The following is a 24,208-nucleotide window of genomic DNA, read 5'->3' as shown; positions in this document are numbered from 1 at the left end:
TATCTTTATTCTATAAAAGTCTACGCCAATGATACGCTTAAAACGAACACATATAGACGATCAGGATTTCAAAGATTTAGTGGTTTCCCTTAATGCCGAACTCAAAACCCTGGATGGTGAGGATCATGCTTTTTATCAGCAATTTAATGGTACAAAGAGCCTGGATCATGTGCTTATTGCTTATGTCAATGATGATCCCATGGCTTGCGGTGCCCTGCGTAGTAGAAACTATAAAACCATGGAAATAAAACGGATGTTCACCGCTTCTGAAGCGCGTGGTCAGGGATTGGCCAGTATTATACTTCACGGACTTGAACTTTGGTCAAAAGAACTGGGATATCTCAATTGCGTGTTGGAGACCGGAAAGCGACAAAAACCGGCGATCGAACTTTATAAGAGTCAGGGGTATCACCAGATTCCCAATTATGCCCCTTATATCGATGTTGCAAATAGTGTTTGCTTTGGCAAAGAGCTTTAATCGGGCTTTTTTTATTGGGATTCGCAGTTACGGAATTCTGATAATAAATTTAGTGATTCGGACAAATCAAGCATTTTTCACATTTCCTTAATTTTTTATGTAGTATTTTAAAGGTAAAATTCACCCAATGGATACAGCAATAGAAGTAGAGACTTTTTTCAATCAGCATACTAAACATCAACTTGCACTACAGCGCTTACGTGAGATCATGCGAGATACCATACTAAAAGAAGATTATAGATACAATGCCCCTGTTTATACCTATGATGATAGGGAAGTGGTAGGACTGAGCGATGCCAATGATCATTTTGATATTCTCTTTTTTAACGGAGATTCTCTTTCAGATATTCATAATGTATTACTGGACACAAACACGGGTACAACAAATAGCACAAGGCAGCTACGGTATACCAGTGTTCAGCAAATGAATGATGAGTTGATCAAAACCTACGTGGAAGAAGCTATTTTGAATCAAAGTGAGGCTAAGATCGTTCAGAAAGCCACACAATCTCCAGATTTGAACAACTGCGCAGAACTACAGAACGCCTTTGCACTGAGCAAACATCTCAAAGATCGTTTTATGCTTCTATCTAATGATGTGCAGCAGGAATATCTAGAGTATTTGGCAAACGCAGATGATGAAGAGGATCGTGCGAAGCGTCTTGAGCATTGTCTGCCTTTTATTATGCGCTTGCGTAGATTAGATAAAAAGATGTTATAGGACATTTTATAATGTCTAGTCCTCAGCAGATAGTTTGGAATGACAGGTGTTTTTAAGCAATATTTAGAAAATTATTTTCTTCTCTTTTTCCAAATCACGAATCCACTTATGGATAAGAATGGACCCGATAGGCCAATGAGACAGTATAAAAGTTTTATCCATATACCGCCATACTGTCCATAATGTAATGGGGATACCATACTGTAAATTTTTGTAAGTATTGATGCTTCACTAATTTTTTGTACAGAACGAACTTGACCCGTGCGGGTGTCTATTTGAAACTTATTAAAAAACTCACTTAGGTAAAAAGCATCCATCTCAAAGATACCATTTATTATAAGAGGGGCATCCGGCTTTTTAGGTAGGCGTATATAGGTTGGTTTAAAGTCTGGATATTTTTCAATAATCTGACTTAGGCTTCTCTCTATAGATATTTCCATGTTTGGAGTATTAGGCTCTTTAGGACTTTTTAGTCCACCCATTGCTACTCCATAAGAAAGAACAATACCGGTAATTGCCAGTATGCAATTAAAAAATAGCGCCCATACCCCTATATATCTGTGCAAGGTCGAAAAGAAGACTCTTTTGTTCTTTCGCTTCAAACCAACCTTAAACAATAGAATTTTAAAGATTAACTTACGGTAGACTGCGATTCCTGTAAGTAAGCTAAGGAAAAAAAGGATTCCAGTAAAAAACAGTAGGATCCTACCCAAAGTGCCTCCATGCAAGGAATAATGAAGCACGAGAAGCCATTTTGTAAATTGGCTGTTTGTATCAATATCTGCGATGATCTTACACGTTACTGGATGTATAAACAAATCCCTGCGCGCGTCTAATTTCCTTAGATTAAAGCGGATAGACTCCCCTTTTTTGAAATGGACAATACGCATTTCCCATCTGGGATACTGTTGTTGTACCGTTGACACAGCTTTATCTAGATTTAAAATCTGCTGGGTATGATGGACTTCATAGGGTTTGAAAAGTAGGTCGTCCAGATCTTCACTAAAGACTAAAATTGACCCAGAAATACCCAAAATCAGCAAAAAAACACCCGAAATTAGACCAAAATAGGAGTGATATTTTAATAGTTTCCTGTTTTTCAATTAACTCGGTTTGGTTACAACTTTACGGTAAGGGAGACATTAAAGCGCGTTCCATTGGCCTTAATATAATCTGAATCGCGCGCCGCCCATTGAGAAATTAGGTTGTAATAATCTGTATTCAGCAGGTTTTCTATACCCAGACCAAGGGATGTACTAGTGCTTAAGGTATAGTTTGCGGTCAGGTTTACTAAATTGAAACTGTTTACCGGTCCCTGACCGTACAAATAATCCATGTCTTCATTTGCCGAAAAATGATTTCGGTTTCCTGAATAGATATAGGAAATACGGGCATTGAAAACATTTTCCCAGTCATAAGCCAAATATGCTACGGTTTTGATGGGCGGGATTCGGTCTCCGTTCATATACGTATCGTAATTACCATTGTCCTGTGTATCAAGTTTTCCTTCAGTGTAAGATACAGAGCCACCAATATTAAGATTTGAAGCAAATTTTGCATCAACCGTAACCTCAAAACCATAGACTTTCTCTGGTTGGCGCAAAATTTCGAAAGCACCATTTTCAGTTTCGCTATAGGTCGAGCCAAAATCTGATGTACTTATAAAGTAAGCACTGCTTATTCTCGTATTGCCAAACCTACTATTAAAACCAGTTTCGTAGTTATTTGCAATTACTGCTTCAGAATTTATTTGACTCACCGTATTTGCTGTTGCAGAACGCAGGGTCCTTCCAAGATCTGCAATAGAAAAACTCTGTGAAAAACTTAAAAAAGGCTTGAAAAAGGACCATTTATTGTACCGTAGACCAGTATTAAAAGTTGTTGCATCATATTTTATTTTACCGCCATTTACCGCAATACCACCGCTTGTAGGAACTTCAGAATCATTCCTGTACCGTACAAGTGTAGTGAAATCTGGGACGTCTATATTTATATTTTCAAAACGGATTCCCGCTTTGAATACAAGTTCTTTATACAAAGTTTTTAACTGGGCGTAGGGCGCAAAATTCTTCATGTCCATTTGGGGAACCCACGGGCGACCATCAACCAGTCCCTGCGCTGTTTTGTCATTTAAAATATCCATTCCGTATAAAATATTGCCTTCAACTTCACCATATTCATAAGAAGTATTCAGATTGAAGCGCGCACCTTTTTTTGTTGAGGTGATCATAGACTGTCCCCCATCTAGCTTTAGGGAAGGATCATAGAGACTACTGGTGAAACCATAGACAGTTTTAAAATCCTGCTCGTAAAGATTAAGCCTGAAATCTGTTTGATAGAATATTTTTTCAAAATCATAAGTAAGCTGAATGTTATGATTGTAACGGTTTCCTTGATCAACACCCAGGTCGTTACCTAAGATGCCGATGGTGGGGGTCTCAAGATATTCCCCATCCTGAGCAACATAATTGCTATTTTGATTGCTACTGTAGTAATTGTACATAAGTTCGATATGCTGACGGTCTGTGAACTGATAGTTCAGTTTGCTAAAAAAACTGTACTGGTTCGTCTCTCCCAGACCATAATACGGTGAGGTTACTATTCCATCAGCATCTTTGAAGACACCCGTTTGCCTAAAACTGCCGCTAACTACGTAACCAAACTTGTTTACATTTCCAGAAAACGTCTGTACGAGGCGGGCGCCAATGCTATGATCTATAGAGGAAAGGGATCCCTCTGCGCCAAGATTTGTTATGCTTTCAAACCTTTTTGCAGCATTTGTTTTTTTTGTTATATAATTTACAATCCCGCCATCTGCGCCATTACCATAAATCGCAGTCGCACCTTTGATGATCTCAATACGTTCTATGGTACTGGGGTCTATCGTATTTACATCGCGACCACCACTGCGCAGTGGGGTAGATTGTGGTATTCCGTCTATAAGAACGAGCATATTACGTCCTCGAAGCGTTTGCCCCGTACTACTGGTGCGATTTGTACTAAGACCTATACCAGGAACTTCCTGTAACAAATCTGCAGAATTAGTACTTATTTGAGACAGGTTTTGAAGCTGTTTTGCAGAAACCACAGATACTGAAGAGGGAACTTCATCCAGCGTTTCACGTGTTCTATTAGAAGTAATCACAACCTGGTTCAAACCTTCCGTTACTGTTTGTAATTGCACCGAAACTTCTAAATTTTGGTTATCATATAATTTTATTTTCCGTGATATTGTTGCATAACCCACTGTTGAAAATACGAGAGTATAGTTGGCATTTTCCAGATTTTTAATTTCGTAAGTACCATCAGTATTCGTCATGGTTCCCTTAGTAGAGCCTTCTAAGATAATTGATGCATAGGGTATAGGTTCGTTTTGAGCATTAGTTATTGTACCATGAACAACATTTTGGGAAAAGCTACTAAAACTTAAAATGCAGAAGGCCACGAAAATTAGAATACGAATCATTATATTTATTTAGATTAACTATAAATAAAAACAAATATAGAATCATTCTAAATACTGACAAGTGTTTAAGCTATTTAATTCTAAAAGTTTATTAGAGGGACGACATTCAAGAAGATTAACCTGCTGATTAACTATTGAATAATTAAAATTTAGATTGAGGATAATAAAGAACCTTATGGTAAGACTACGAGTTATGAGTTGGAAATTGTTTATCATTAAGGGCCAGCCTCACGGATTAACTCTCTTGAGGTATTTAAAATGGGATTATGTACCACATTTTAAGACTAATTCTTAGCTGAAAAGCCGCTATAAATCGTCTTTAGCAATTCGCCATTATCTCCGTTAAATTCCCAAAACATAACCCCGCCCAGATCATTTTTATTCACATAATCCACTTTAAGTTTTAGGGATTTTGGGTTTTCATAAGTCATAAATAAGGAATCTTGTTCCCGCCAGAAGTAGGGCGCCTGTGCGGTGTTGTCCCAGCGCGCTGCCCACTGGCCGGTTTTTAAACTATCTGCAATGATTTTGTAATCGTAACCTCCCGTCTCCCCACTAGCTTGTTGATAAAGGCCATTGTTTTTAGGCTTTGCTCCTTTCCACCAGCGACCGTAAAAGGGTACGCCCATTACTATTTTTTCGGCAGGAACGCCCGCTTTTAAATGCTGTTGCACCGCAATATTGACGCTCCGGTGATTTACCGCAGTTTCTTGATCAGACTTGAAAAGGTTGGCATGGTGACCGGTTTGTGTACTTCCACCGGTGTAAAAATCATAAGTCATGATATTGAGGAAATCCAGGTATTTTTGAGCTTCGCCCAGATTGGTATGATCCAGATACTTTTGATTGGCCCCTGTGGCAATGGTGAGCAAATATTCTTTTTTTGGCGTAGCCGCAGAATCCAGCTTTTTACGCAATAGTTTTAAAATCTGGGTGAAATTCCCTTTATCTTCTGGTCTAAATGTATTTCCTGCCCCCACCTGGCCGGGGTATTCCCAATCCAAATCTACCCCATCCAAGTGATGTTTTTGAATAAATGCGATTGCGCTATTAGCAAAAAGCTGTCGCGATTTTTCAGTTAAAACCACATCGGAGAAATTACCAGACCAGCCCCAACCACCTACTGAAATCAGGATTTTAAGTTCAGGATTTACTTTTTTAAGCTTGTTGAGCTTTTTTAAAACCTCACCATCATTTTTATTGCCTTCCACCACTTTACCATCTTTTATATTGGCAAAAGCGAAATTGATATGCGTGATCATCTTTGCCTTTTCAAAATTAGGCCCCCAATTATCCTGCCAACCGTACACATAGGCAATGATACGTTTCGAGTGATTTTTATCAGACTGTAGCTCGGTTTGCGCCCAGCAAATGGTAAAAAACCAAAGCGAAAACAAGAAGGAAATGAGTGATTTTTGGCTATTCATGGTAGTTTTTAGGTATTATTGGATGATTGTCTCAAAATTAAAATCGGCATAAATGGGTAAATAGGTTTGATTTGCCCATGCATCAGGCTCATGTACAATAACAACGTAACATTTTTGGTTTTTATCAAATTTAAAACCGATGCCTTTTTTGGTTTCATAAAGTACGTATTCTTGCCCATTTTCGGTGAAGCTGCCTTATTTTTCAATGCAAATTGGGCTTTTACCACTTCCAAAGGACTGTCGACACCCAAACCATTTTCGGTCTTAAACGCGGAAGATCGCCTTTTGCATCGCTGCATCGCCGGCATCAGAAGTTCCCGAACTATCGTAAACTGCCCTGGCATCAACCTTCAACTTAATAGCGCCCAGATGATACGCGGGCGCAACACGTTGGTTATAATTATTTCTTATTTGACCAATTTCAGGGCTATTTTGGTAGTTTTTTGAGTTTGGGATTTCTTTATAGCTGAAGAGGGAATAGGAGATAAAAAGCGCAAATATAATTTTCATGGGTAACAGCTGGTTTGCAGATTTAAAGTTAAGGGAAAGTCGATAGACTTTGTATATCCCCCAACTAAATTTGGTAGTGTGATTAGGTTTAAAAATGAATTTAGAGGTTTTGTCATGAAATGTTGCTTTCTACATAGATCTTAGCAGCATCCTTTCTCCCTAAAACCCTTGTTTTAAGTCAAAAATCCCTAATTTCGCAACCTTATTAGAAAACGCGCAAAATGAGTAAGAAGTTCGCTGAGTACAAGGGTCTTGACCTTCCGCAAATCGCTGAAGAGATAGGTGCTTTCTGGAAAGAAAATGACATATTTGAAAAAAGTGTGACCACCCGCAAAGGCGCAGAGCCTTTTATCTTTTTTGAAGGACCTCCTTCAGCAAATGGAATGCCTGGTATTCACCATGTAATGGCACGTGCCATTAAAGATATTTTTTGCCGTTTTAAAACTCAAAAAGGCTTTCAGGTAAAGCGTAAGGCGGGCTGGGACACGCATGGTCTTCCCGTTGAACTGGGGGTTGAAAAAGAACTGGGAATTACCAAAGAAGATATTGGCGATAAGATAAGCGTTGAAGAATACAACGAAGCCTGCCGCAACGCGGTGATGCGCTACACAGACGTCTGGAACAACCTTACCGAAAAAATGGGCTACTGGGTAGATATGAATGACCCCTATATCACCTATAAGCCCAAATATATGGAGACGGTATGGCACCTGCTCAAAGAAATTTATGATAAGGATCTAATTTATAAGGGTTATACCATACAGCCCTATTCCCCAAAAGCCGGGACCGGTTTAAGTTCACATGAACTTAATCAGCCGGGAACGTACCAAGATGTGACCGATACTACGGTGACGGCTCAGTTTCGCATCCCCCCAACTCCCCAAGCGGGAGCTCAAAACTCACTTGCAAAGGCGTTCCGCCTAGATGAGAACTCCTCCCCCTTGGGGGGAGGCCGGGAGGGGGATTGTTTTTTTTTAGCCTGGACAACAACCCCATGGACGCTGCCATCAAATACCGCGCTTACGGTAGGTAAAAATATTGATTATGTAATGGTAAAAACCTTTAATCAATACACATTTAAGCCTATCAATGTAGTGATCGCAAAAGCCCTGGTAGAAAAGGAATTTGGTAAAAAGTATTTTACTTCTACAGAAGATGCTGATTTTGAAAATTTCAGTGAAAAAAGCAAAAAAATTCCCTATCAGATTATAGGAGAATGTAAAGGGTCTGATTTGTTGGAAATACGTTATGAACCGGTTTTAGCGTATACTAAACCGCACAATAATCCCGAAAATGCCTACCGTGTGATCGCCGGCGATTTTGTAACTACCGAAGACGGTACGGGAATCGTGCATACGTCGCCCACCTTTGGTGCAGATGATGCCATGGTGGCGAAGCAGGCTTCCCCTGAGATACCGCCCATGCTGGTCATGGATGAAAATGAAAACCTCGTTCCTCTCGTAGATTTACAGGGAAAGTTTAGAAAAGAACTGAAAGATGATATTTTTGGCCTGGGGGGCGAATATGTGAAGGAGGAATACCTTACAGATGCTGAGAAAGAAACCGAGCTGAAAAAACAGCAGGAACGTATGAAGGATATCATCCCCAATCTGGATGAATACCTCAATGTTGACAAGCGTATTGCGCTAAAATTAAAAGAAGAAAATAAAGCCTTTAAGGTCGAAAAATATACACACAGCTATCCCAATTGCTGGCGTACCGATAAACCTATACTCTATTACCCTTTAGATTCCTGGTTTATCAAGGTAACGGAAGTGCGTGACCGCATGCACGAACTCAATGCAACCATTAACTGGAAGCCAAAATCTACCGGCGAGGGCCGTTTTGGCAACTGGCTGGCCAACGCGAACGACTGGAACCTTTCCCGCTCGCGGTACTGGGGAATCCCGCTGCCCATCTGGCGTACAGAAGATGGTCGCGAAGAACTTTTTATCGGGTCAATTGAAGAGTTACAGGCCGAAATGAAAAAGGCGGTAGCGGCCGGTGTGATGGACCAGAATATATTTTCAGGTTTTGAACCTGGCGATATGAGCGAAGCCAATTATGATCAGATTGACCTGCACAAGAACGTGGTTGACGGTATTACCCTGGTTTCCCCCAGCGGAAAACCGATGAAACGGGAGGCAGATTTGATTGATGTATGGTTCGATTCTGGCTCTATGCCCTATGCGCAATGGCATTATCCATTTGAAAATAAAGAAAAAGTCGATAGCACGTGGCGCAAGGCAGACTTTATCGCAGAAGGCGTGGACCAGACCCGCGGTTGGTTCTATACCCTGCACGCGATTGCGACAATGATTTTTGACGATGTAGCCTATAAAAATGTAGTCTCTAACGGTCTGGTTCTTGACAAAAATGGACAGAAAATGTCTAAAAGGCTAGGCAACGCGGCAGATCCATTCACTACATTGGACACCTTTGGCGCAGATGCAACGCGCTGGTATATGATAAGCAATGCCAATCCATGGGACAACCTTAAATTTGACCTTGACGGAATTACGGAAGTGCAGCGTAAATTCTTCGGAACGCTCTATAATACCTATTCCTTTTTTGTGCTTTATGCGAATCTGGACAATTTTACCTACGCTGAGGCGGAAGTTGAATTAAAAGATAGACCAGAAATTGACCGCTGGATCTTATCTGAACTTCATACGCTGATTGAACAGGTAGATGCCTTTTATGCAGATTATGAACCTACCAGGGCCACGCGGGCTATTTCTGATTTTGTACAGGAAAACCTGAGCAACTGGTTTGTGCGCTTAAGTCGTAGACGTTTCTGGAAAGGAGATTATGGCCCGGATAAAATTTCGGCATATCAAACTTTATATACCTGTTTAGAAATCATTGCCAAACTAGCTGCACCGGTCGCTCCATTTTTTATGGACAGGCTTTATAAAGACCTAAATGCGGTAACCGAAAAAGAGACTGCAGAAAGTGTGCATTTGGCTGATTTTCCGGTAAGCGACCCGGTTTTTATAGATCCTGTCCTGGAACGTAAAATGCAAAAGGCACAGACAATTTCCTCGCTGGTACTTTCGCTACGTGCAAAAGAAAAGATAAAAGTTCGCCAACCTTTACAGCGTATCATGATCCCTATTTTAGATAAAAGTCAGGGTGAGGAGATCCTGGCCGTTCAGGAACTCATAAAGTCTGAAGTAAATGTTAAAGAAGTGGAGCTTATTGATGATGCTTCCGGTATTCTTGTAAAAACCATAAAGCCTAATTTTAAAGCACTTGGGCCGCGTTTTGGTAAAGATATGAAACAAATTGCAGCTAAAATCAATACGTTAAATGCGCAGGATATCGCTAAAATCGAGAAAGATGGCGAAATGACCCTTGACATTAATGGAAAAAGTATTACTTTGGCCGCCCAAGATGTAGAAATAACTTCTCAAGATATTGAGGGTTGGCTTGTTGCAAGCAGCGGCGGTATTACGGTGGCACTTGATGTGACACTTAACGAAAGCCTGGAAAATGAGGGTGTGGCACGGGAACTTGTAAACCGTATACAGAATTTGCGCAAGGATTCTGGTTTTGAGGTTACAGACAAGATTGATATAACATTGCAGCACAATGGCAAAGTCGAGAAGGCCGTTGCGCATAATTTAGAATACATTAAAAATGAGACGCTAGCCACTTCGCTCGATATTGTGGATCAGCTAAACAATGGGATAGATATTGAATTTGATGACGTTGTTACACGTTTATCTATCGTAAAAAATAATTAATACATGGCTACAGATACAAATGCTAAAGAACGCTTTACAGATGCCGAATTAGAAGAATTTAAAATCTTGATTCAGCAAAAAATCGATAAGGCCCAGAATGATCTTGATCTTATCAAGAGCGCGTATATGAACAATGGCAATAATGGTACAGATGACACCAGCCCTACTTTCAAAGCTTTTGAAGAAGGAAGTGAGACCATGAGCAAAGAGGCAAATTCTGCACTTGCCATACGCCAGGAAAAGTTTATCAGGGATCTTAGAAATGCCCTGGTACGCATCCAGAACAAAACGTATGGCATATGCCGCGTTACCGGAAAGCTGATCGCAAAAGACCGCTTAAAGCTTGTGCCACACGCGACGTTGAGCATTGAGGCAAAAAACATGCAGTAATAGACAAAACGCTCCAAAATATGGAGCGTTTTTTGTTTCAGTCCTTTCATGAGCAAAACTTTTTTCTTTCTATTGGTAGCTACTTTCTTTATTGACGGCGTGAGTCTTGCGCAAAAAAAAGTAGAGAAATTAGTTGATGCCAGGGGTATTTCTGGAGTGGTCATTAATGATGATTCGGTTTTTCAAATTGAGGTAACAACAGGAAATACGGATAAGATAACCATGGCTTCGGTTATTAATGGTGAAAATTTTGAAACTGCATATATAACTTCGGAAGTGGTAGACGGGATGTTGCAGATATCATCTTCGCGCGCTCCTTATTTCAAGGACGTAGATGATAAACTTGCTGCGCACAAGGTGCTCTCCATCACATTGATGCTTATTATGCCAGAAAACCTGGAACTTTGGATTGATTCTTCATTAGCTTCTGTAAAGGCGACTGGGGAGTTTTCGCTTGTAAATCTCAATCTGGGTAGAGGTGATTGCTCACTGAGAACTTTCCGCGGTAGCGGAACTGTCAATACCCTGAGCGGAGCTATTCATGTAGAAACTTTAGATTGCAAAATAGAGGCGGAGTCCAGACACGGTATAAAAAATGTGGATAATACCCCGCGAGGAACTGCCCATCTTCAATTAAGATCCTTAACCGGAGACATTACCGTGACCCAAAACCAATAATTATAGTATTTTTGCCCCCTGATCAATATAAATACATGTCATTAAAGAAAGCCGTTGGGATTATAGTACTAGTCTTACTTATAGACCAAATAAGTAAAATATATATAAAAACGCATTTTGCGCTCAACGATGAGTATGTAATTGCCAGTTGGTTTAAAATTCTTTTCGTAGAGAATGAAGGTATGGCCTGGGGTACGGTAATACCGGGAGCGTATGGCAAAATTATACTTACGCTTTTCAGAATAATAATCCTTCCACTTATAGGATACTGGCTTAATGATGCAGTTCAGAAAAATGCCTCAAAAATCCTTATTGTAGCTGTAGCATTAATATTTGCCGGTGCCTTTGGTAACATTATAGATTCTATATTTTATGGTCTTCTCTTTGATAGCAGCGCAGGGCAAATAGCTTCATTTATGCCAGAATCTGGAGGTTATGGTACCTTTTTGCACGGTAAAGTAGTGGATATGCTATATTTCCCAATATGGAAAGGTTATTTGCCAGAATGGTTACCTATATGGGGCGGGGATTATTTTACATTCTTTAACGCCGTCTTCAATATTGCTGATACCGCCATAAGTACAGGTGTTGGCCTACTACTGGTTTTCAATAAAAGAGCTTTCGCAAACAGCGAAGATTAACTTGAAAATAATCAGCCTGGACAGTTGAAACCTTGACCCTCAATATTTAAATTATTTTTCTCACGGTAGAAAGCCGTTCCACTCTAACAAACCATTTACTAGTTTATAGTTCCATTTATGTTCCACAACATGGTAAATTAGATATTTTGGAAGGTGGAAAATTGGGTGTTTTGCATTCTCTTGAGGCTTAAAAATACCTAAAAGTCTGAAGTGTTTGTATCCGGTAATAAAAATCAAGAATGGTTAGAAGTTGATGATAAATTTAGTGCCGTAGCCGGGCTTACTTTTTATTTCCAGTCTTGCTCCCAGGGCCTCCACCTGATTTTTTACTATGAACAGATCAATGGAATTGTTGCGGGATTTAAATTCTCCTGAGCCGTACGTGTAGTAAATAAACTCGTCGCTGTCCTCCACGTCTATACCTACGCCATTGTCCTCAATAATAACAGAAACCTTTCCATCCTGTTCAATACTGTAGGCTTTAATCTCTGGCTTACGGTCAGATCTTTCATTTCTAAGTCCGTTTTTGATAAGTGAGCAAAAGATATTTTCAAAGAAATCTTTGTTGAACTTAACTTCAGGAACTTCAGAAAAATCTGAATAAACAGAGCCATCTTTCTGTTCAATAAGGTTTTGTAGATCAGACTTACATTTTTCAAAGACGGTTTGAAGATCAAGAATCACAGATTCCTCCTTAACCTTTTTTTGAATGGTAACGACTTCATTGAGCTGCTGTACTGTTCTGGAGAGACCACTTGCGATCTCCTCGTAATTTCCAAAAAGTTCTTTTTGATCATCCTCTAAACTTGGAATATCCACAAGTTGTGAAGTAAGCTCTAAATTATTTATATGGTTTCTTAGATTATGGGAAATATAATTAGCAAACTTAAACAGGCGATCGTTTGTAGCTTCAATAGATTTTAGGGAATTCTCGATTGCCAATTCCCGTGTTTTGCGGTCATCGATATTTAAAATGATACCACGAATAGCGGTAACTTTCTTTTTTGAACCAAAAATTGGTTTACCTATACATCTTGCCCAGAATTTCCTGCCATCATAGGCAATCATCTGTACTTCAGCCTCATACGGAACCCCTTTTTTTAAATCTTCATAAACCTGAATAAGCTGTCTATGATATGCTTTATCATAGAATTGAAGTGCATATTTAAAGGAGGGGTGATAATTGGAAGGTGTATTTAATATTGTCCTCAACTGCTTATCAAAATAACTCTTTTTATTCTCAAAATCAACCGTCCACCCTCCTGCACCCACAGACGCAGCAATTTGTTCGTAATAAAATCCTTCTGAAAAATTTTCGGGCTCTGGCGGAGAACCCCCGCGAAAAAAGGAGAGCAATCCTATTCGTTTTTTTGAACTCATAGACCTGTTATAATACTTATGTTTGGGGACGGCAAATATAGAAAAAAATACTAGTCCTCCTAAAATACATAGATATTATCTGCTGTGACACAAGCGTTTAATGCTATATCATATGCATTTACAGGTATTTGAGCAATAGGGTCGAAGAAAGATAAGCCTATTTTAAGGCAATCTGGCCTACATTTCTCTAGAAAGCGATCATAATAGCCCTTACCGTAGCCCAAGCGATTTCCGTGCTTGTCAAACGCTAAAAGTGGAACAAAAACAACATCCAGTTGCTCTTCAGGAATAGGTATACCTCCTTGTGGCTCAGGAATTCCCCAGGTATTTTTCTTAAAGACTGTGCTGTCTGTAAGTAGAAAATGGTTCATTTCCAGATCCATCGTATTTGTACTGCTTACAACTATATTCTTATCCTTCCCGTTTAGAATATTAAGCAAATATTCTGTATTCACCTCCATTAATCGTTCAATGGGAAGAAATATATGATAAAAGGAATAATCCCAGAGCTTTAATTCTAAAGACTTATTGGCGATATCGAGACTAAGTGCTTCGCGTTCCTTTAAAGTAAGAGCTGCTCTCTTTTCTTTATACATCTGGCGAATATCCTTTTTATTCCCCTCTGACAGCATCTGTAGATATATGAAAAATGGCATCACCCTGGTAAACTAAAGAGGCTTCATTTATATTGATTATATAGCCTTCATTCAGCGATTTTACTTTATGGCTAAATGTGCCATAGGGATCTGTAATGGTTGCAAGGATACCTCCTTTTTCTACCAGATCACCATAGGAAACCTTAAGGTGCAACAAACCACTATATTTTGCCCGTACCCAGGTACTCTTGCTTATGGTTACCGGATGTTTATTATGTTCTGGCATTTTGAATTCTTCGTTGAGCATTCCAAAATGATTAAGAATACGCATAACGCCAAAAACGCCTTCCCGAGCCACCGCCTTATCGCTTACCTGGGATTTGCCACCTTCAAAAAGTAAAATGGGTTTGCCCATTTTCACGCAAGTTGCCCTGTAGGATTTGCTGATATTTCTTGAAAATACGGTAAAGGGTGCATTGAAAATTTTGGCATATTTCACCAGCGCTTCATCGCTCTCATCTACCCGAATCTGGGCAACATTAAAACGGCTGGCACCACCAGTATGAAAATCCATACAGAAATCTGCCAGCGGTAAGATTTTTTCGACAAATTGATAGGCAAATCTACTGGCCAGTGAACCGCCCCGCGATCCTGGGAATACCCTGTTGAGATCCCTTCCATCGGGAAAAGCCCTGCTCATATTAATAAAACCGAACACATTGAGTACAGGTATGCAAATAATCGTTCCCTTAGTAGGCCTGTTGATACGTTTTGCGATAAGCTGGCGCACTATTTCAACACCATTGACCTCATCACCGTGAATCCCTGCAGTTATCAATATACAGGGACCAGGTTTTTTTGCGCGGTGAATTATTATGGGTACCTCTACAGACGTTGTCGTGTAAAGTTTTGCCATATTAAAATTAATCGTCCGCTTCGCACCCGGGGGGATCTTTTCACCCAGAATGGTCAGGACGTTATGCTCATCTATTTGCGCCATAAATTATATTCCACGTTCTATGTATCGTATGATACTTTTTGCAATGTCCTTACCGGTTGCTTTTTCTATTCCTTCAAGTCCTGGGGAAGAATTCACCTCGAGAATAAGAGGTCCACGTGCACTTTGTAGCATATCTACACCGGCAACACCCAGCCCCATACATTTGGCCGCTTTTATGGCTGCATTTTCTTCTTCATCGGTAAGCTCAATCACTTCCGCAGTACCACCACGGTGCAGGTTTGATCTGAATTCACCCTCTTTACCCTGTCTTTTCATGGCGCCCACTACCTGGCCATCAATGATAAAAGCACGAATATCTGCACCTTTTGCCTCTTTGATAAATTCCTGAACAATTACCCGGGCCTGCAAACCGTTAAAAGCTTCGATTACAGATTCTGCGGCATTGGTCGTTTCAGCAAGTACCACACCCAGTCCCTGGGTTCCTTCTAGTAACTTTATGATAAGGGGAGCACCACCCACATGTTCAATGATCTCTCTCACATCGCGGGAATAGTTTGTAAAAACTGTTTTGGGAAGTCCCAATCGAGCCCTGGAAAGAATCTGCAAACTTCTTAATTTATCACGGCTGCGTACAAGTGCCTGTGATTCTGTAGTGGTAAAACAGCCCATCATTTCAAACTGGCGCACAACAGCGGTTCCATAATAGGTGATGGAGGCGCCAATTCTTGGAATCACCGCATCCGTTTCAGTAAGATATTTACCCCTGTAGTAGACAGAAGGCTTCTTCTTTTCTATGATAAGATCACATTTTAGCGGGTCAATGACCTCAACAGTATGTTTTCTTTTTTTTGCTGCTTCTACAAGTCTGGACGTGGAGTAAAGGGAACTATTCCTGGATAGGATCTTTATATTCATGGATTTTATTGTTAAAAGATAAGTCGGTTAGTGCGGTATCTACTATAAATTTTTTTGTTAGGAATTTCCTGCCTAAAAGTACGGGGAACCGCATATCTTCCCTGGAACTCAAAGTCAGGCTTATTTTAAATAATTTTTTAAAAATGCGTATGTTGGCCTGTACTACGTAGCGTGTTTGTACCTCCCCATTACTGCTTTTTACCGCGGTCATATCATAAGCGGTAAAAATCATTTCCTTACCATCATAATCAGGATGCTGGGGATCAAGAAATGTACAACATAGACGATTTTCCTCTTCACGTATGTGTGTACAATGTATGGAAGAAGTATACGCTCCCGTATCAATTTTTACATCAACTTCAGAGAATCCCAACGTAGGGAAATCTACTTTATCTGTACGTCCTATAAGTATTTTATCCACTTCTTTTGCTGCAATTTAATAAAACCCTCTGGCAGTGTGGGTTAATTAACAAATTAATAAAATCTTTTGATGGCTTTGCAAACTTCGACCATTAGGGTCGCTTTTGAAGGTAAATTTTAGGTGATTTTGTTGATAAATATGCCTAAAAATAGGTGATTTTGCCCACAAATGCCGAATATAGAACTTAGCACGGCTATCTTCAAAAGATAATTTCTGAAAAGCACAAATAGCCGTAAATTTGAGTTGATGAAATTTCCAGACCTAGACATACAATTAAAGACCCTACCCAACAGCCCGGGCGTTTATCAATATTATGATAAAAATGGAAAACTGTTATATGTAGGGAAAGCAAAAAATTTAAAAAAAAGGGTTTCTTCCTATTTTACTAAGAAGCATGACAACGCGCGTACGCACCTGCTGGTAAAAAAGATCGTCGAGATTAAACATATCGTGGTTAATAGCGAGACCGATGCGTTATTGCTGGAAAATAACCTGATTAAAAATTACCAGCCGCGTTATAATGTGATGCTCAAGGATGATAAAAGTTATCCATGGATCTGCATAAAAAACGAACGGTTTCCAAGGGTTTTTCCCACAAGAAGGCTTATTAAGGACGGCAGTGAATACTACGGCCCTTTTACCAGTATGAAAACAGTGCACACGTTGTTAGATCTTATTAAAGGCCTGTATCCCCTGCGTACCTGTAATTATGACCTTTCACAAGATAAAATCGAATCTGGCAAATACAAGGTTTGTCTTGAATATCATTTGGGCAACTGCCTAGGGCCCTGTGAAGGTAAATATTCAGCAGAATCCTATCATGATAATATTGATGCGATCCGTGAAATTGTAAAGGGTAATTTTAAAGATTCGCTGCACCGCTTTAGGGATAAGATGAAAACCCACGCTGAAGACCTGGAATTTGAAGATGCCCAGCGAATAAAAGATAAAATTGATATCCTGGAGGGATACCAGAGCAAGAGCACGGTAGTAAACCCCAAGATCAGTAATGTGGACGTGTTTAGTATCGTATCTGATGAAGGCTATGGTTATGTAAATTTCCTTCAGCTTTCCCACGGCGCGATAATCAGGTCACATACGCTGGAAATCAAGAAAAAACTTGCAGAATCTGACCTGGAGCTGCTGGAAATAGGTATTGTGGAAATACGCCAGCGTTTTAATTCGCAATCTTCTGAAATATACGTTCCTTTTCCAGTTGAAGTGGGTGAAGAAATCACGGTCACGGTGCCAAAACTGGGCGATAAAAAGCGTATCGTAGAACTTTCTGAACGCAATGCAAAATATTTTAGGATCGAGCGCTTTAAGCAGACTAAAATTGTGGACCCAGATAGGCATGTCAACCGGCTGATGGCTCAGATGAAGGCAGACTTGCGTCTCACTTCAGAGCCGCGGCATATAGAATGTTTTGACAACAGTAACATACAGGGTACAAATCCCGTAGCGGCGTGCGTTGTTTTTAAAAATGGAAAAGCCAGTAAAAAGGACTACCGCAAGTTCAATATCAAAACTGTAGAAGGGCCTGATGATTTTGCCTCTATGGAAGAAGTAGTTTATCGTCGTTACAAGCGCCTGCTTAAAGAGGAGCAGGATTTGCCTCAACTTATCATCGTAGATGGTGGTAAGGGTCAGTTGAGCTCTGGGGTAAAAGCACTTGAAGCTTTAGGACTGCGCGGAAAAATTGCCATCATCGGGATTGCAAAAAGACTGGAAGAATTATTTTATCCCGGGGATTCCATTCCGCTTTACCTGGATAAAAAAAGCGAAACCCTGAAAGTGATACAACAGTTGCGGAATGAGGCGCACCGGTTTGGGATTACCTTCCATAGAAATAAGCGTAGCAGCGCCGCACTTAATACGGAGCTGGAGACCATTGAAGGTATTGGGGAAAAAACCGTGATAGAACTGCTCAGGCATTTTAGATCTGTTTCCCGTATCAAAGAGGAAGACGAGAACAAGCTTGCGGAAGTTATAGGGCCGGCCAAGGCAAAAATAATTTATCAGCATTACCATGAGGCAAAATGATTTCCACTTTATGACGTTAATCTAAAATATAAGCGCTCTGCATTGATATATGGCTTTATAACTTACCTTGACCCCATGAAACAGTTTGCCATTCTTGTTATCTGTTTGTTATCCTGGAGCTTACGGGCCCAGGAGGATGAGCCGGTTCTATCCCGGGGCAAGGATGTTAAGGTGGGGCTCGTTTTGAGCGGTGGCGGTGCAAAGGGCCTGGCGCACATTGGTGTTTTAAAGGAAATTGAAAAAGCCGGGATTAAAATTGATTATATAGGCGGCACCAGTATGGGGGCCATCGTAGGCGCGCTTTATGCTTCCGGGTATAATGCCAATCAACTGGATTCCCTTTTTACGGCAGTAAATTTTAGCCAACTTATACAGGATGCGTTGCCCAGGAGTTCGCGGTCTTTTTACGAGCGGGAAGACATTGAAAAGTATGCCGTCACCCTTCCTTTTAATAATTTTAAGATCACCCTTCCTTCGGCGATTTCAAAAGGGCAAAATATTTACAATCTTTTTACGCAGCTCACCGCTAATGTGCAGAATGTAAATGATTTCAGCAAATTGCCCATTCCGTTTTTTTGTATCGCCACAGATGCCGAAAAAGGTGTTGAGGTTATACTGGACAGTGGTTATCTTCCAGAAGCAGTTACCGCGAGCGGTGCACTGCCGTCCTTATTTAGTCCTGTGCTGCTTGATGGCAAAGTGCTTATAGATGGTGGCGTGATCAATAATTATCCCGTGGAAGAATTAAAACGGAGGGGTGCTAATTTTATCATTGGGGTAGATGTTCAGGATGATCTGCGTACCCGGGAGGAGTTGAAAAGCGCCCCGGAGATGCTTATACAGATCAACAATTACCGAACTATCGTTGCGATGGAAGATAAAATCAAGGAAACCGATATCTATATCAAACCAGATATTGAAGAATTTTCGGTAGTTGATTTTGGCAAGGGCCAGAAAATAATCAATGCTGGCGAGACCATGGCTAAAAATTTCAGTGATGACTTTGCAGAAGTTGCCACCTATCAAAAAGAGCGCTATAAAAAACCTCCTCTCGTACAAAACCTCAGCGACAGTCTTACCATAAGGAGTGTTGAGATCAAGGGCAATAAATACTATACACGGTCCTATATTTTAGGAAAACTGAGAATGCGTCTCCCCGCAGACCTCACCTATGCCGAATTTTTTAGCGGTATTGACAATTTAGCTTCTACCGGAAACTTTCAGCGGGTAAACCATAAGTTTGAAAGTTATGAAAATGGCGATTTCAACCTGGTGATGAACCTTGAGGAAAGTGAAATAACCACATTGCTAAGGGCAAGCGTGCATTATGATGATCTCTATAAGAGTTCTGCGCTGGGCAATATTACTAAAAAGCGACTCCTATTTAAAAATGATGTTGCTTCCCTTGACCTTGTTGTGGGTGATAATCTACGCTATGAACTCAATTATTACAGTGACAATGGATTTTATATTGGTTTTGGGTTTAAATCTGCGTTTACGGGATTTTCCAATAGGGTGAGCGCCCGTTTTGTAGAGGATATTGCTGAAGTGCCACTGGAAAATTTCAATAGCCTTACACTTGAGTTTGCTGATTTTACAAATCAGGTTTACCTCCAGACCCTTTTTGCAAAACAGTTCTCGCTAAAGTTGGGCATTGAGCAAAAGTGGCTTCAGGTCGAGACCGAAAACATACGGCAACAAGAGGTAGAAGAGCAGCGTTTTTACTTTGAAAACAGTAATTATATCAGCACTTTTGGCAAATTACGACTGGATACTTTTGATAATAAATACTTTCCCACCAGTGGATTTTATTTTAATGGTGATTTTCATTGGTATTTATTCTCTTCAGATTTCAACGATAATTTCAATTCGTTTTCCATAAGTAAGGCGACCTTTAAATATGCCACGCATTTTGGGTCAAAATTCTCAATGAACGTGGGTGTTGAAGGTGGTTTTAAGATTGCCGGTGAAAGTATCAACTCCCTTGATTTTTACCTGGGTGGTTGGGGGAATGATTTTATAAACAACATCATACCTTTTTATGGTTATGATTTTTTTAGCCTTAGCGGCGATGGTCTGGTTAAATCCTCCCTCACGCTGGATTATGAAATATATCCTAAAAATCACCTCAATATAGGTGGGAATATAGCAAATCTGGGCAATAAGCTTTTTTCCAGTGGCAACTGGTTTAGCTCACCAGATCTTTCCGGTTACTTTGTGGGTTATGGTCTGGAAACATTTTTAGGACCGTTACAGACTAGAATTTCTTACTCACCTGAGACAAACAGGGCCTTCTGGAATTTTAGTCTAGGATTTTGGTTTTAAGAAAATATTGACTGATTTTTGCTTATATTTCTCAATATCTGATTAAAATATGGCATTTTTTAAGGAATATTATAAAATTAGAGCCGTATTTTTAATTTCATAAAAATAAAATTATGCCTTTCTATCATAAATTAGGTAAAATCCCACATAAAAGACATACGCAGTTTAGAAAGCCCAATGGTGACCTTTACTATGAGCAGCTTTTTGGCACCATCGGTTTTGAAGGTATGTATTCTAATATGTACCATGAGCATCGTCCTACCCAGGTAAAGCAGCTCAAAGAAGGATATAGCGTGAAACCGAAAGTCGCTAAGGAGAACCATATACAATCATATCGCTTTCGCGGTTTTGAGATCAAGCCTGAACAGGATTTTCTAAAAAGCAGAAAACCAATTCTCACGAACAGTGATTGCACGATTATTCTGGCTGCGCCGAAACAAAGCACTTCAGATTACTTTTATAAAAACAGCGATGCGGATGAGTTGATCTTTGTACATCGTGGCAAAGGGAAATTGCGAACCCATCTGGGAAACCTGGATTTTAAATATGGGGATTATCTCGTGATTCCACGGGGTACGATTTATAAAATGGATTTTGAGGGCGAGGACAACCGGTTGTTTATTGTAGAGTCCCGCCGACCCATTTACACCCCAAAGAGATATAGAAATTGGTTTGGCCAGCTGCTGGAGCATGCTCCATTTTGCGAACGTGACCTAAGACGGCCTTACGAACTCGAAACCAATGATGAAAAAGGTGATTTTCTGATTAAAATCAAGAAACAGGATGAGATTTTTGAACTCACCTATGCTACACATCCCTTTGATGTCGTAGGCTATGACGGGTATAATTATCCATACGCCTTTTCCATTCATGATTTTGAACCCATTACCGGTCGCATTCACCAGCCGCCACCGGTACATCAGACGTTTGAGACAGATGCATTTGTGGTTTGTTCCTTTTGTCCCAGAAAATACGATTACCATCCAGAATCCATTCCCGCTCCATACAACCACAGCAATATAGACAGTGATGAGGTTTTATATTATGTAGATGGTGATTTTATGAGCCGAAACGATATTGAGCCCGGTCATGTTTCCCTGCACCCAGCCGGCATCCCGCATGGGCCGCACCCGGGATCTGTAGAACGAAGTATAGGTAAAACGGAAACCGAAGAACTTGCGGTAATGGTAGACACCTTTAAACCTTTACAAATTTGTGAAGATGCCATGCCCATTGCAGATGAAGAATACTACAAATCGTGGTTAGGGCCCGCAAAAAAAGGTGAAGACGGCCCGCCACCGCCAGAAGTAGGAGCTAAATAATTAGCTGCTATCAAATAATTTAGAATAGAATAAATTAATTATGAGCAAAGACTTAAAATCCGTTGATTACGGACTGGAAAAAATATTTAAGGGCGCGCAGGATTTCCTTCCGCTCTTAGGAACTGATTATGTTGAATTTTATGTGGGCAATGCCAAGCAGGCCGCTCATTTTTATAAAACGGCTTTTGGTTTTCAATCGCATGCGTACAGCGGTCTGGAAACTGGTCAAAAAGACCGCGTGAGTTATGTGCTTAAGCAAGATAAAATCCGCTTGGTGCTTACTTCGCCATTGAATAGCAATTCAGCTATTAATGAGCATATCGTAAAGCATGGAGATGGTGTCAAAATCGTGGCGCTCTGGGTAGATGACGCGCGCATCGCATTTGAAGAAACCACGAAGAGAGGCGCAAAACCTTTTATGGAGCCCAAAGTTGAACAGGATGAACATGGTGAGGTAGTACGAGCTGGTATTTACACCTATGGAGAAACCGTTCACATGTTTGTGGAAAGAAAAAATTATGAAGGTGGGTTTTTACCCGGTTTCCGCAAGTGGGAGTCAGATTACAATCCGGAACCTACAGGGCTAAAATATATAGACCACATGGTGGGAAATGTAGGTTGGGGAGAGATGAATACCTGGGTAAAATGGTATGAGGACGTGATGGGTTTTGTCAATTTCCTAACCTTTGATGACAAGCAAATTACCACAGAGTATTCCGCTTTGATGAGCAAAGTAATGAGCAACGGCAATGGCCGCATCAAATTCCCTATCAACGAACCCGCAGAAGGTGTAAAAAAATCACAGATAGAAGAATACCTGGACTTTTATGAAGGTCCCGGCATACAGCATCTTGCCGTTGCCACAGATGATATCGTAAATACGGTTGCAGATCTTAAAGCACGCGGCGTAGAGTTTTTGCCGCCACCGCCACAGGCCTATTATGATGATATTCCCCGTAGGCTGGGTTCACACATGGATCGCATGAAGGAAGACCTGAATAGATTGCAGGAGCTTTCTATACTTGTAGACGCAGATGAAGAAGGATATTTGCTTCAGATTTTTACTAAACCATTACAGGACAGGCCTACCTTGTTTTTTGAGATTATACAGCGTATGGGTGCAAAAGGCTTCGGTGCGGGTAATTTTAAGGCATTATTTGAATCTATAGAACGGGAACAGGAGCAACGCGGGACTTTATAATTCCGTAAAGATTTAAAAGCCATTTTTAGAAGCTAACAATAGGTATCGTGATCAATGCGTTAGAATATGTAGTGAGGTTATCGCCTTAGCTTCGTTTGAATTTATAAGAACAGATTTGATTTGCAGAACCCAGTTTTTTTCCATTTCAGTAAAATTTGGAACAACTCTTGTAATTATACTTGAAAACCCCAAAATGATATGGTAATGAACCAGTTTCTAGTAATATTGATAACGCTCTTCACTGCCTGGAGTTCGCCCGCGCAGGAGCCGGCTTTTGAAGGTGGGGAATGGTTTAAATTCCGGTTGAGCTATAGTGGGTGGTTTAAAGCCGGTGAAGCCACACTTTCGGTAGTGAATGAGCGCTATAAGAATAAGCCCGTTTACCACATCAAGGGAGAGGGTACTACAACAGGAATGACCAAATTGTTTTTTAGTGTAGAAGATTATTACGAAACCTATATAGATAAAGAAACTATTTTGCCCCATCGTTTTGTTCGTAAAATTGATGAAGGTGGTCACACCAAGGACAAGATCATTGATTTTGATCAACAACGCAAGAAAGCGTATGTTTTTGATAAAAAACATAACAAGCATACGACTTATGATACCCCGGCATCTGTTCACGACATGATTTCTTCGTTTTATTTTCTCAGGGACAAAATTGATATCAACGATCTTGAAGAAGGAAAGGAAACGCGTCTGGATATGTTTTTTGATGAAGAAAACTTTCAGTTTAGCCTGCGATTTTTGGGACGGGAGACGATAAGCACAAAATTTGGTAATGTAGAGGCACTTGTATTTAGACCACTTGTACAAGCGGGCCGGGTGTTTAAAGAGAAGGAAAGTCTTACTTTATGGGTAAGCGCTGATAAAAATAAAATACCTTTGCGCATCAAGGCAGAACTTGCCGTAGGATCACTTAAAGCAGATCTGGATGCATACAAGGGATTGAAGCATCCATTTTATATCATTCAAGATTAATTA

20 protein-coding genes are annotated in these 24,208 nt (G+C 40.3%); 11 read left to right on the top strand and 9 right to left on the bottom strand.

Going from position 1 to position 24,208, the window contains the following annotated elements; all coding sequences use genetic code 11:
• The first annotated feature begins 28 nt into the window (after positions 1-28).
• Together P162_RS07690 and P162_RS07685 are read left to right on the top strand one after the other, a co-directional pair.
• The gene (locus P162_RS07690; protein ID WP_031426701.1) at positions 29-478 is read left to right on the top strand and encodes a GNAT family N-acetyltransferase; all 450 of its coding nucleotides are present in this window, start codon (positions 29-31) and stop codon (positions 476-478) included.
• Positions 479-605: 127 nt separating this feature from the next.
• Positions 606-1,199 (top strand): DUF1801 domain-containing protein, encoded by a 594-nt coding sequence (locus P162_RS07685; protein WP_031426699.1) that lies wholly within the window; start codon positions 606-608, stop codon positions 1,197-1,199.
• Positions 1,200-1,270: 71 nt separating this feature from the next.
• Here P162_RS07685 and P162_RS07680 read toward each other — a convergent pair whose 3' ends face one another.
• From P162_RS07680 to P162_RS17680, 4 genes are all read right to left on the bottom strand, one after another.
• Positions 1,271-2,302: a PepSY-associated TM helix domain-containing protein gene (locus P162_RS07680; RefSeq protein WP_031426698.1), complete on the bottom strand. Its 1,032-nt coding sequence runs from the start codon at positions 2,300-2,302 to the stop codon at positions 1,271-1,273.
• Positions 2,303-2,316: 14 nt separating this feature from the next.
• On the bottom strand, positions 2,317-4,665 hold the full coding sequence (locus P162_RS07675) for a TonB-dependent receptor (RefSeq protein ID WP_031426697.1): 2,349 nt from the start codon (positions 4,663-4,665) through the stop codon (positions 2,317-2,319).
• Between the two features lie 284 nt (positions 4,666-4,949).
• Positions 4,950-6,092 (bottom strand): glycoside hydrolase family 18 protein, encoded by a 1,143-nt coding sequence (locus P162_RS07670; RefSeq protein ID WP_051907822.1) that lies wholly within the window; start codon positions 6,090-6,092, stop codon positions 4,950-4,952.
• A gap of 264 nt (positions 6,093-6,356) precedes the next feature.
• Entirely contained in the window at positions 6,357-6,602 is a 246-nt protein-coding gene (locus P162_RS17680; protein WP_164076232.1) for a hypothetical protein, read from the bottom strand.
• Between the two features lie 221 nt (positions 6,603-6,823).
• On the opposite strand from P162_RS17680, the gene ileS reads away from it, so the two are divergent.
• From ileS to P162_RS07645, 4 genes are read left to right on the top strand one after another with little or no spacing between them, the layout of a single operon-like run.
• Positions 6,824-10,351, top strand: coding sequence for an isoleucine--tRNA ligase (gene ileS / locus P162_RS07660; protein WP_031426694.1), 3,528 nt, complete (start codon positions 6,824-6,826; stop codon positions 10,349-10,351).
• Between the two features lie 3 nt (positions 10,352-10,354).
• Positions 10,355-10,741 (top strand): TraR/DksA family transcriptional regulator, encoded by a 387-nt coding sequence (locus P162_RS07655; protein ID WP_031426693.1) that lies wholly within the window; start codon positions 10,355-10,357, stop codon positions 10,739-10,741.
• A gap of 48 nt (positions 10,742-10,789) precedes the next feature.
• On the top strand, positions 10,790-11,419 hold the full coding sequence (locus P162_RS07650) for a hypothetical protein (protein WP_031426692.1): 630 nt from the start codon (positions 10,790-10,792) through the stop codon (positions 11,417-11,419).
• Between the two features lie 35 nt (positions 11,420-11,454).
• On the top strand, positions 11,455-12,060 hold the full coding sequence (locus P162_RS07645; protein ID WP_031426691.1) for a lipoprotein signal peptidase: 606 nt from the start codon (positions 11,455-11,457) through the stop codon (positions 12,058-12,060).
• A 243-nt stretch (positions 12,061-12,303) separates the two neighbouring features.
• On the opposite strand, the gene P162_RS07640 is transcribed toward P162_RS07645, so the two are convergent.
• The 5 genes from P162_RS07640 to P162_RS07620 are packed head-to-tail and all read right to left on the bottom strand — an operon-like array spanning position 12,304 to position 16,333.
• The gene (locus P162_RS07640; protein WP_031426690.1) at positions 12,304-13,440 is read right to left on the bottom strand and encodes a PAS domain-containing sensor histidine kinase; all 1,137 of its coding nucleotides are present in this window, start codon (positions 13,438-13,440) and stop codon (positions 12,304-12,306) included.
• Positions 13,441-13,499: 59 nt separating this feature from the next.
• Complete coding sequence (locus tag P162_RS07635) at positions 13,500-14,072, bottom strand: 5-formyltetrahydrofolate cyclo-ligase (protein WP_031426689.1); 573 nt, start codon at positions 14,070-14,072, stop codon at positions 13,500-13,502.
• On the bottom strand, positions 14,053-15,036 hold the full coding sequence (locus P162_RS07630; protein WP_031426688.1) for a succinylglutamate desuccinylase/aspartoacylase family protein: 984 nt from the start codon (positions 15,034-15,036) through the stop codon (positions 14,053-14,055). Before P162_RS07630 ends, P162_RS07635 begins: the two co-directional genes overlap by 20 nt.
• Before the next feature lie 3 nt (positions 15,037-15,039).
• Positions 15,040-15,912, bottom strand: a complete 873-nt coding sequence (rimK, locus tag P162_RS07625; RefSeq protein ID WP_031426687.1) for a 30S ribosomal protein S6--L-glutamate ligase — start codon at positions 15,910-15,912, stop codon at positions 15,040-15,042.
• Positions 15,884-16,333, bottom strand: a complete 450-nt coding sequence (locus P162_RS07620) for an ATP-dependent zinc protease (RefSeq protein WP_031426686.1) — start codon at positions 16,331-16,333, stop codon at positions 15,884-15,886. Before P162_RS07620 ends, rimK begins: the two co-directional genes overlap by 29 nt.
• 246 nt (positions 16,334-16,579) lie before the next feature.
• On the opposite strand from P162_RS07620, the gene uvrC reads away from it, so the two are divergent.
• The 5 genes from uvrC to P162_RS07595 all read left to right on the top strand — a co-directional run bounded on the left by uvrC (position 16,580) and on the right by P162_RS07595 (position 24,205).
• Positions 16,580-18,376, top strand: a complete 1,797-nt coding sequence (uvrC, locus tag P162_RS07615; RefSeq protein ID WP_031426685.1) for an excinuclease ABC subunit UvrC — start codon at positions 16,580-16,582, stop codon at positions 18,374-18,376.
• Positions 18,377-18,451: 75 nt separating this feature from the next.
• Entirely contained in the window at positions 18,452-20,701 is a 2,250-nt protein-coding gene (locus P162_RS07610; protein WP_031426684.1) for a patatin-like phospholipase family protein, read from the top strand.
• A 113-nt stretch (positions 20,702-20,814) separates the two neighbouring features.
• Positions 20,815-22,023, top strand: coding sequence for a homogentisate 1,2-dioxygenase (locus P162_RS07605; RefSeq protein WP_051907821.1), 1,209 nt, complete (start codon positions 20,815-20,817; stop codon positions 22,021-22,023).
• A gap of 40 nt (positions 22,024-22,063) precedes the next feature.
• Complete coding sequence (gene hppD / locus P162_RS07600) at positions 22,064-23,224, top strand: 4-hydroxyphenylpyruvate dioxygenase (RefSeq protein ID WP_031426681.1); 1,161 nt, start codon at positions 22,064-22,066, stop codon at positions 23,222-23,224.
• Between the two features lie 204 nt (positions 23,225-23,428).
• On the top strand, positions 23,429-24,205 hold the full coding sequence (locus P162_RS07595; protein WP_031426680.1) for a DUF3108 domain-containing protein: 777 nt from the start codon (positions 23,429-23,431) through the stop codon (positions 24,203-24,205).
• Positions 24,206-24,208: the final 3 nt, after the last annotated feature.

Origin of the sequence: Flavimarina sp. Hel_I_48 (assembly GCF_000733945.1) — a bacterium.
Lineage (GTDB): Bacteria > Bacteroidota > Bacteroidia > Flavobacteriales > Flavobacteriaceae > Leeuwenhoekiella.
The sequence above is the reverse complement of the archived record's forward strand: the minus strand, read 5'-3'. Positions and strand labels throughout refer to the sequence as shown.

Bases quoted from the DNA above. Each gene is read 5' to 3' on its own strand.
- P162_RS07605 (WP_051907821.1), top strand. From the start codon at position 20,815: ATGCCTTTCTATCATAAATTAGGTAAAATCCCACATAAAAGACATACG.
- hppD (WP_031426681.1), top strand. From the start codon at position 22,064: ATGAGCAAAGACTTAAAATCCGTTGATTACGGACTGGAAAAAATATTT.
- P162_RS07610 (WP_031426684.1), top strand. From the start codon at position 18,452: ATGAAACAGTTTGCCATTCTTGTTATCTGTTTGTTATCCTGGAGCTTA.
- P162_RS07690 (WP_031426701.1), top strand. From the start codon at position 29: ATGATACGCTTAAAACGAACACATATAGACGATCAGGATTTCAAAGAT.
- P162_RS07640 (WP_031426690.1), bottom strand. From the start codon at position 13,440: ATGAGTTCAAAAAAACGAATAGGATTGCTCTCCTTTTTTCGCGGGGGT.
- rimK (WP_031426687.1), bottom strand. From the start codon at position 15,912: ATGAATATAAAGATCCTATCCAGGAATAGTTCCCTTTACTCCACGTCC.
- P162_RS07635 (WP_031426689.1), bottom strand. From the start codon at position 14,072: ATGCTGTCAGAGGGGAATAAAAAGGATATTCGCCAGATGTATAAAGAA.
- uvrC (WP_031426685.1), top strand. From the start codon at position 16,580: ATGAAATTTCCAGACCTAGACATACAATTAAAGACCCTACCCAACAGC.
- P162_RS07685 (WP_031426699.1), top strand. From the start codon at position 606: ATGGATACAGCAATAGAAGTAGAGACTTTTTTCAATCAGCATACTAAA.
- P162_RS07595 (WP_031426680.1), top strand. From the start codon at position 23,429: ATGAACCAGTTTCTAGTAATATTGATAACGCTCTTCACTGCCTGGAGT.
- P162_RS07645 (WP_031426691.1), top strand. From the start codon at position 11,455: ATGTCATTAAAGAAAGCCGTTGGGATTATAGTACTAGTCTTACTTATA.
- P162_RS07675 (WP_031426697.1), bottom strand. From the start codon at position 4,665: ATGATTCGTATTCTAATTTTCGTGGCCTTCTGCATTTTAAGTTTTAGT.
- P162_RS07670 (WP_051907822.1), bottom strand. From the start codon at position 6,092: ATGAATAGCCAAAAATCACTCATTTCCTTCTTGTTTTCGCTTTGGTTT.
- P162_RS07650 (WP_031426692.1), top strand. From the start codon at position 10,790: ATGAGCAAAACTTTTTTCTTTCTATTGGTAGCTACTTTCTTTATTGAC.
- P162_RS07630 (WP_031426688.1), bottom strand. From the start codon at position 15,036: ATGGCGCAAATAGATGAGCATAACGTCCTGACCATTCTGGGTGAAAAG.
- P162_RS07655 (WP_031426693.1), top strand. From the start codon at position 10,355: ATGGCTACAGATACAAATGCTAAAGAACGCTTTACAGATGCCGAATTA.
- ileS (WP_031426694.1), top strand. From the start codon at position 6,824: ATGAGTAAGAAGTTCGCTGAGTACAAGGGTCTTGACCTTCCGCAAATC.
- P162_RS17680 (WP_164076232.1), bottom strand. From the start codon at position 6,602: ATGAAAATTATATTTGCGCTTTTTATCTCCTATTCCCTCTTCAGCTAT.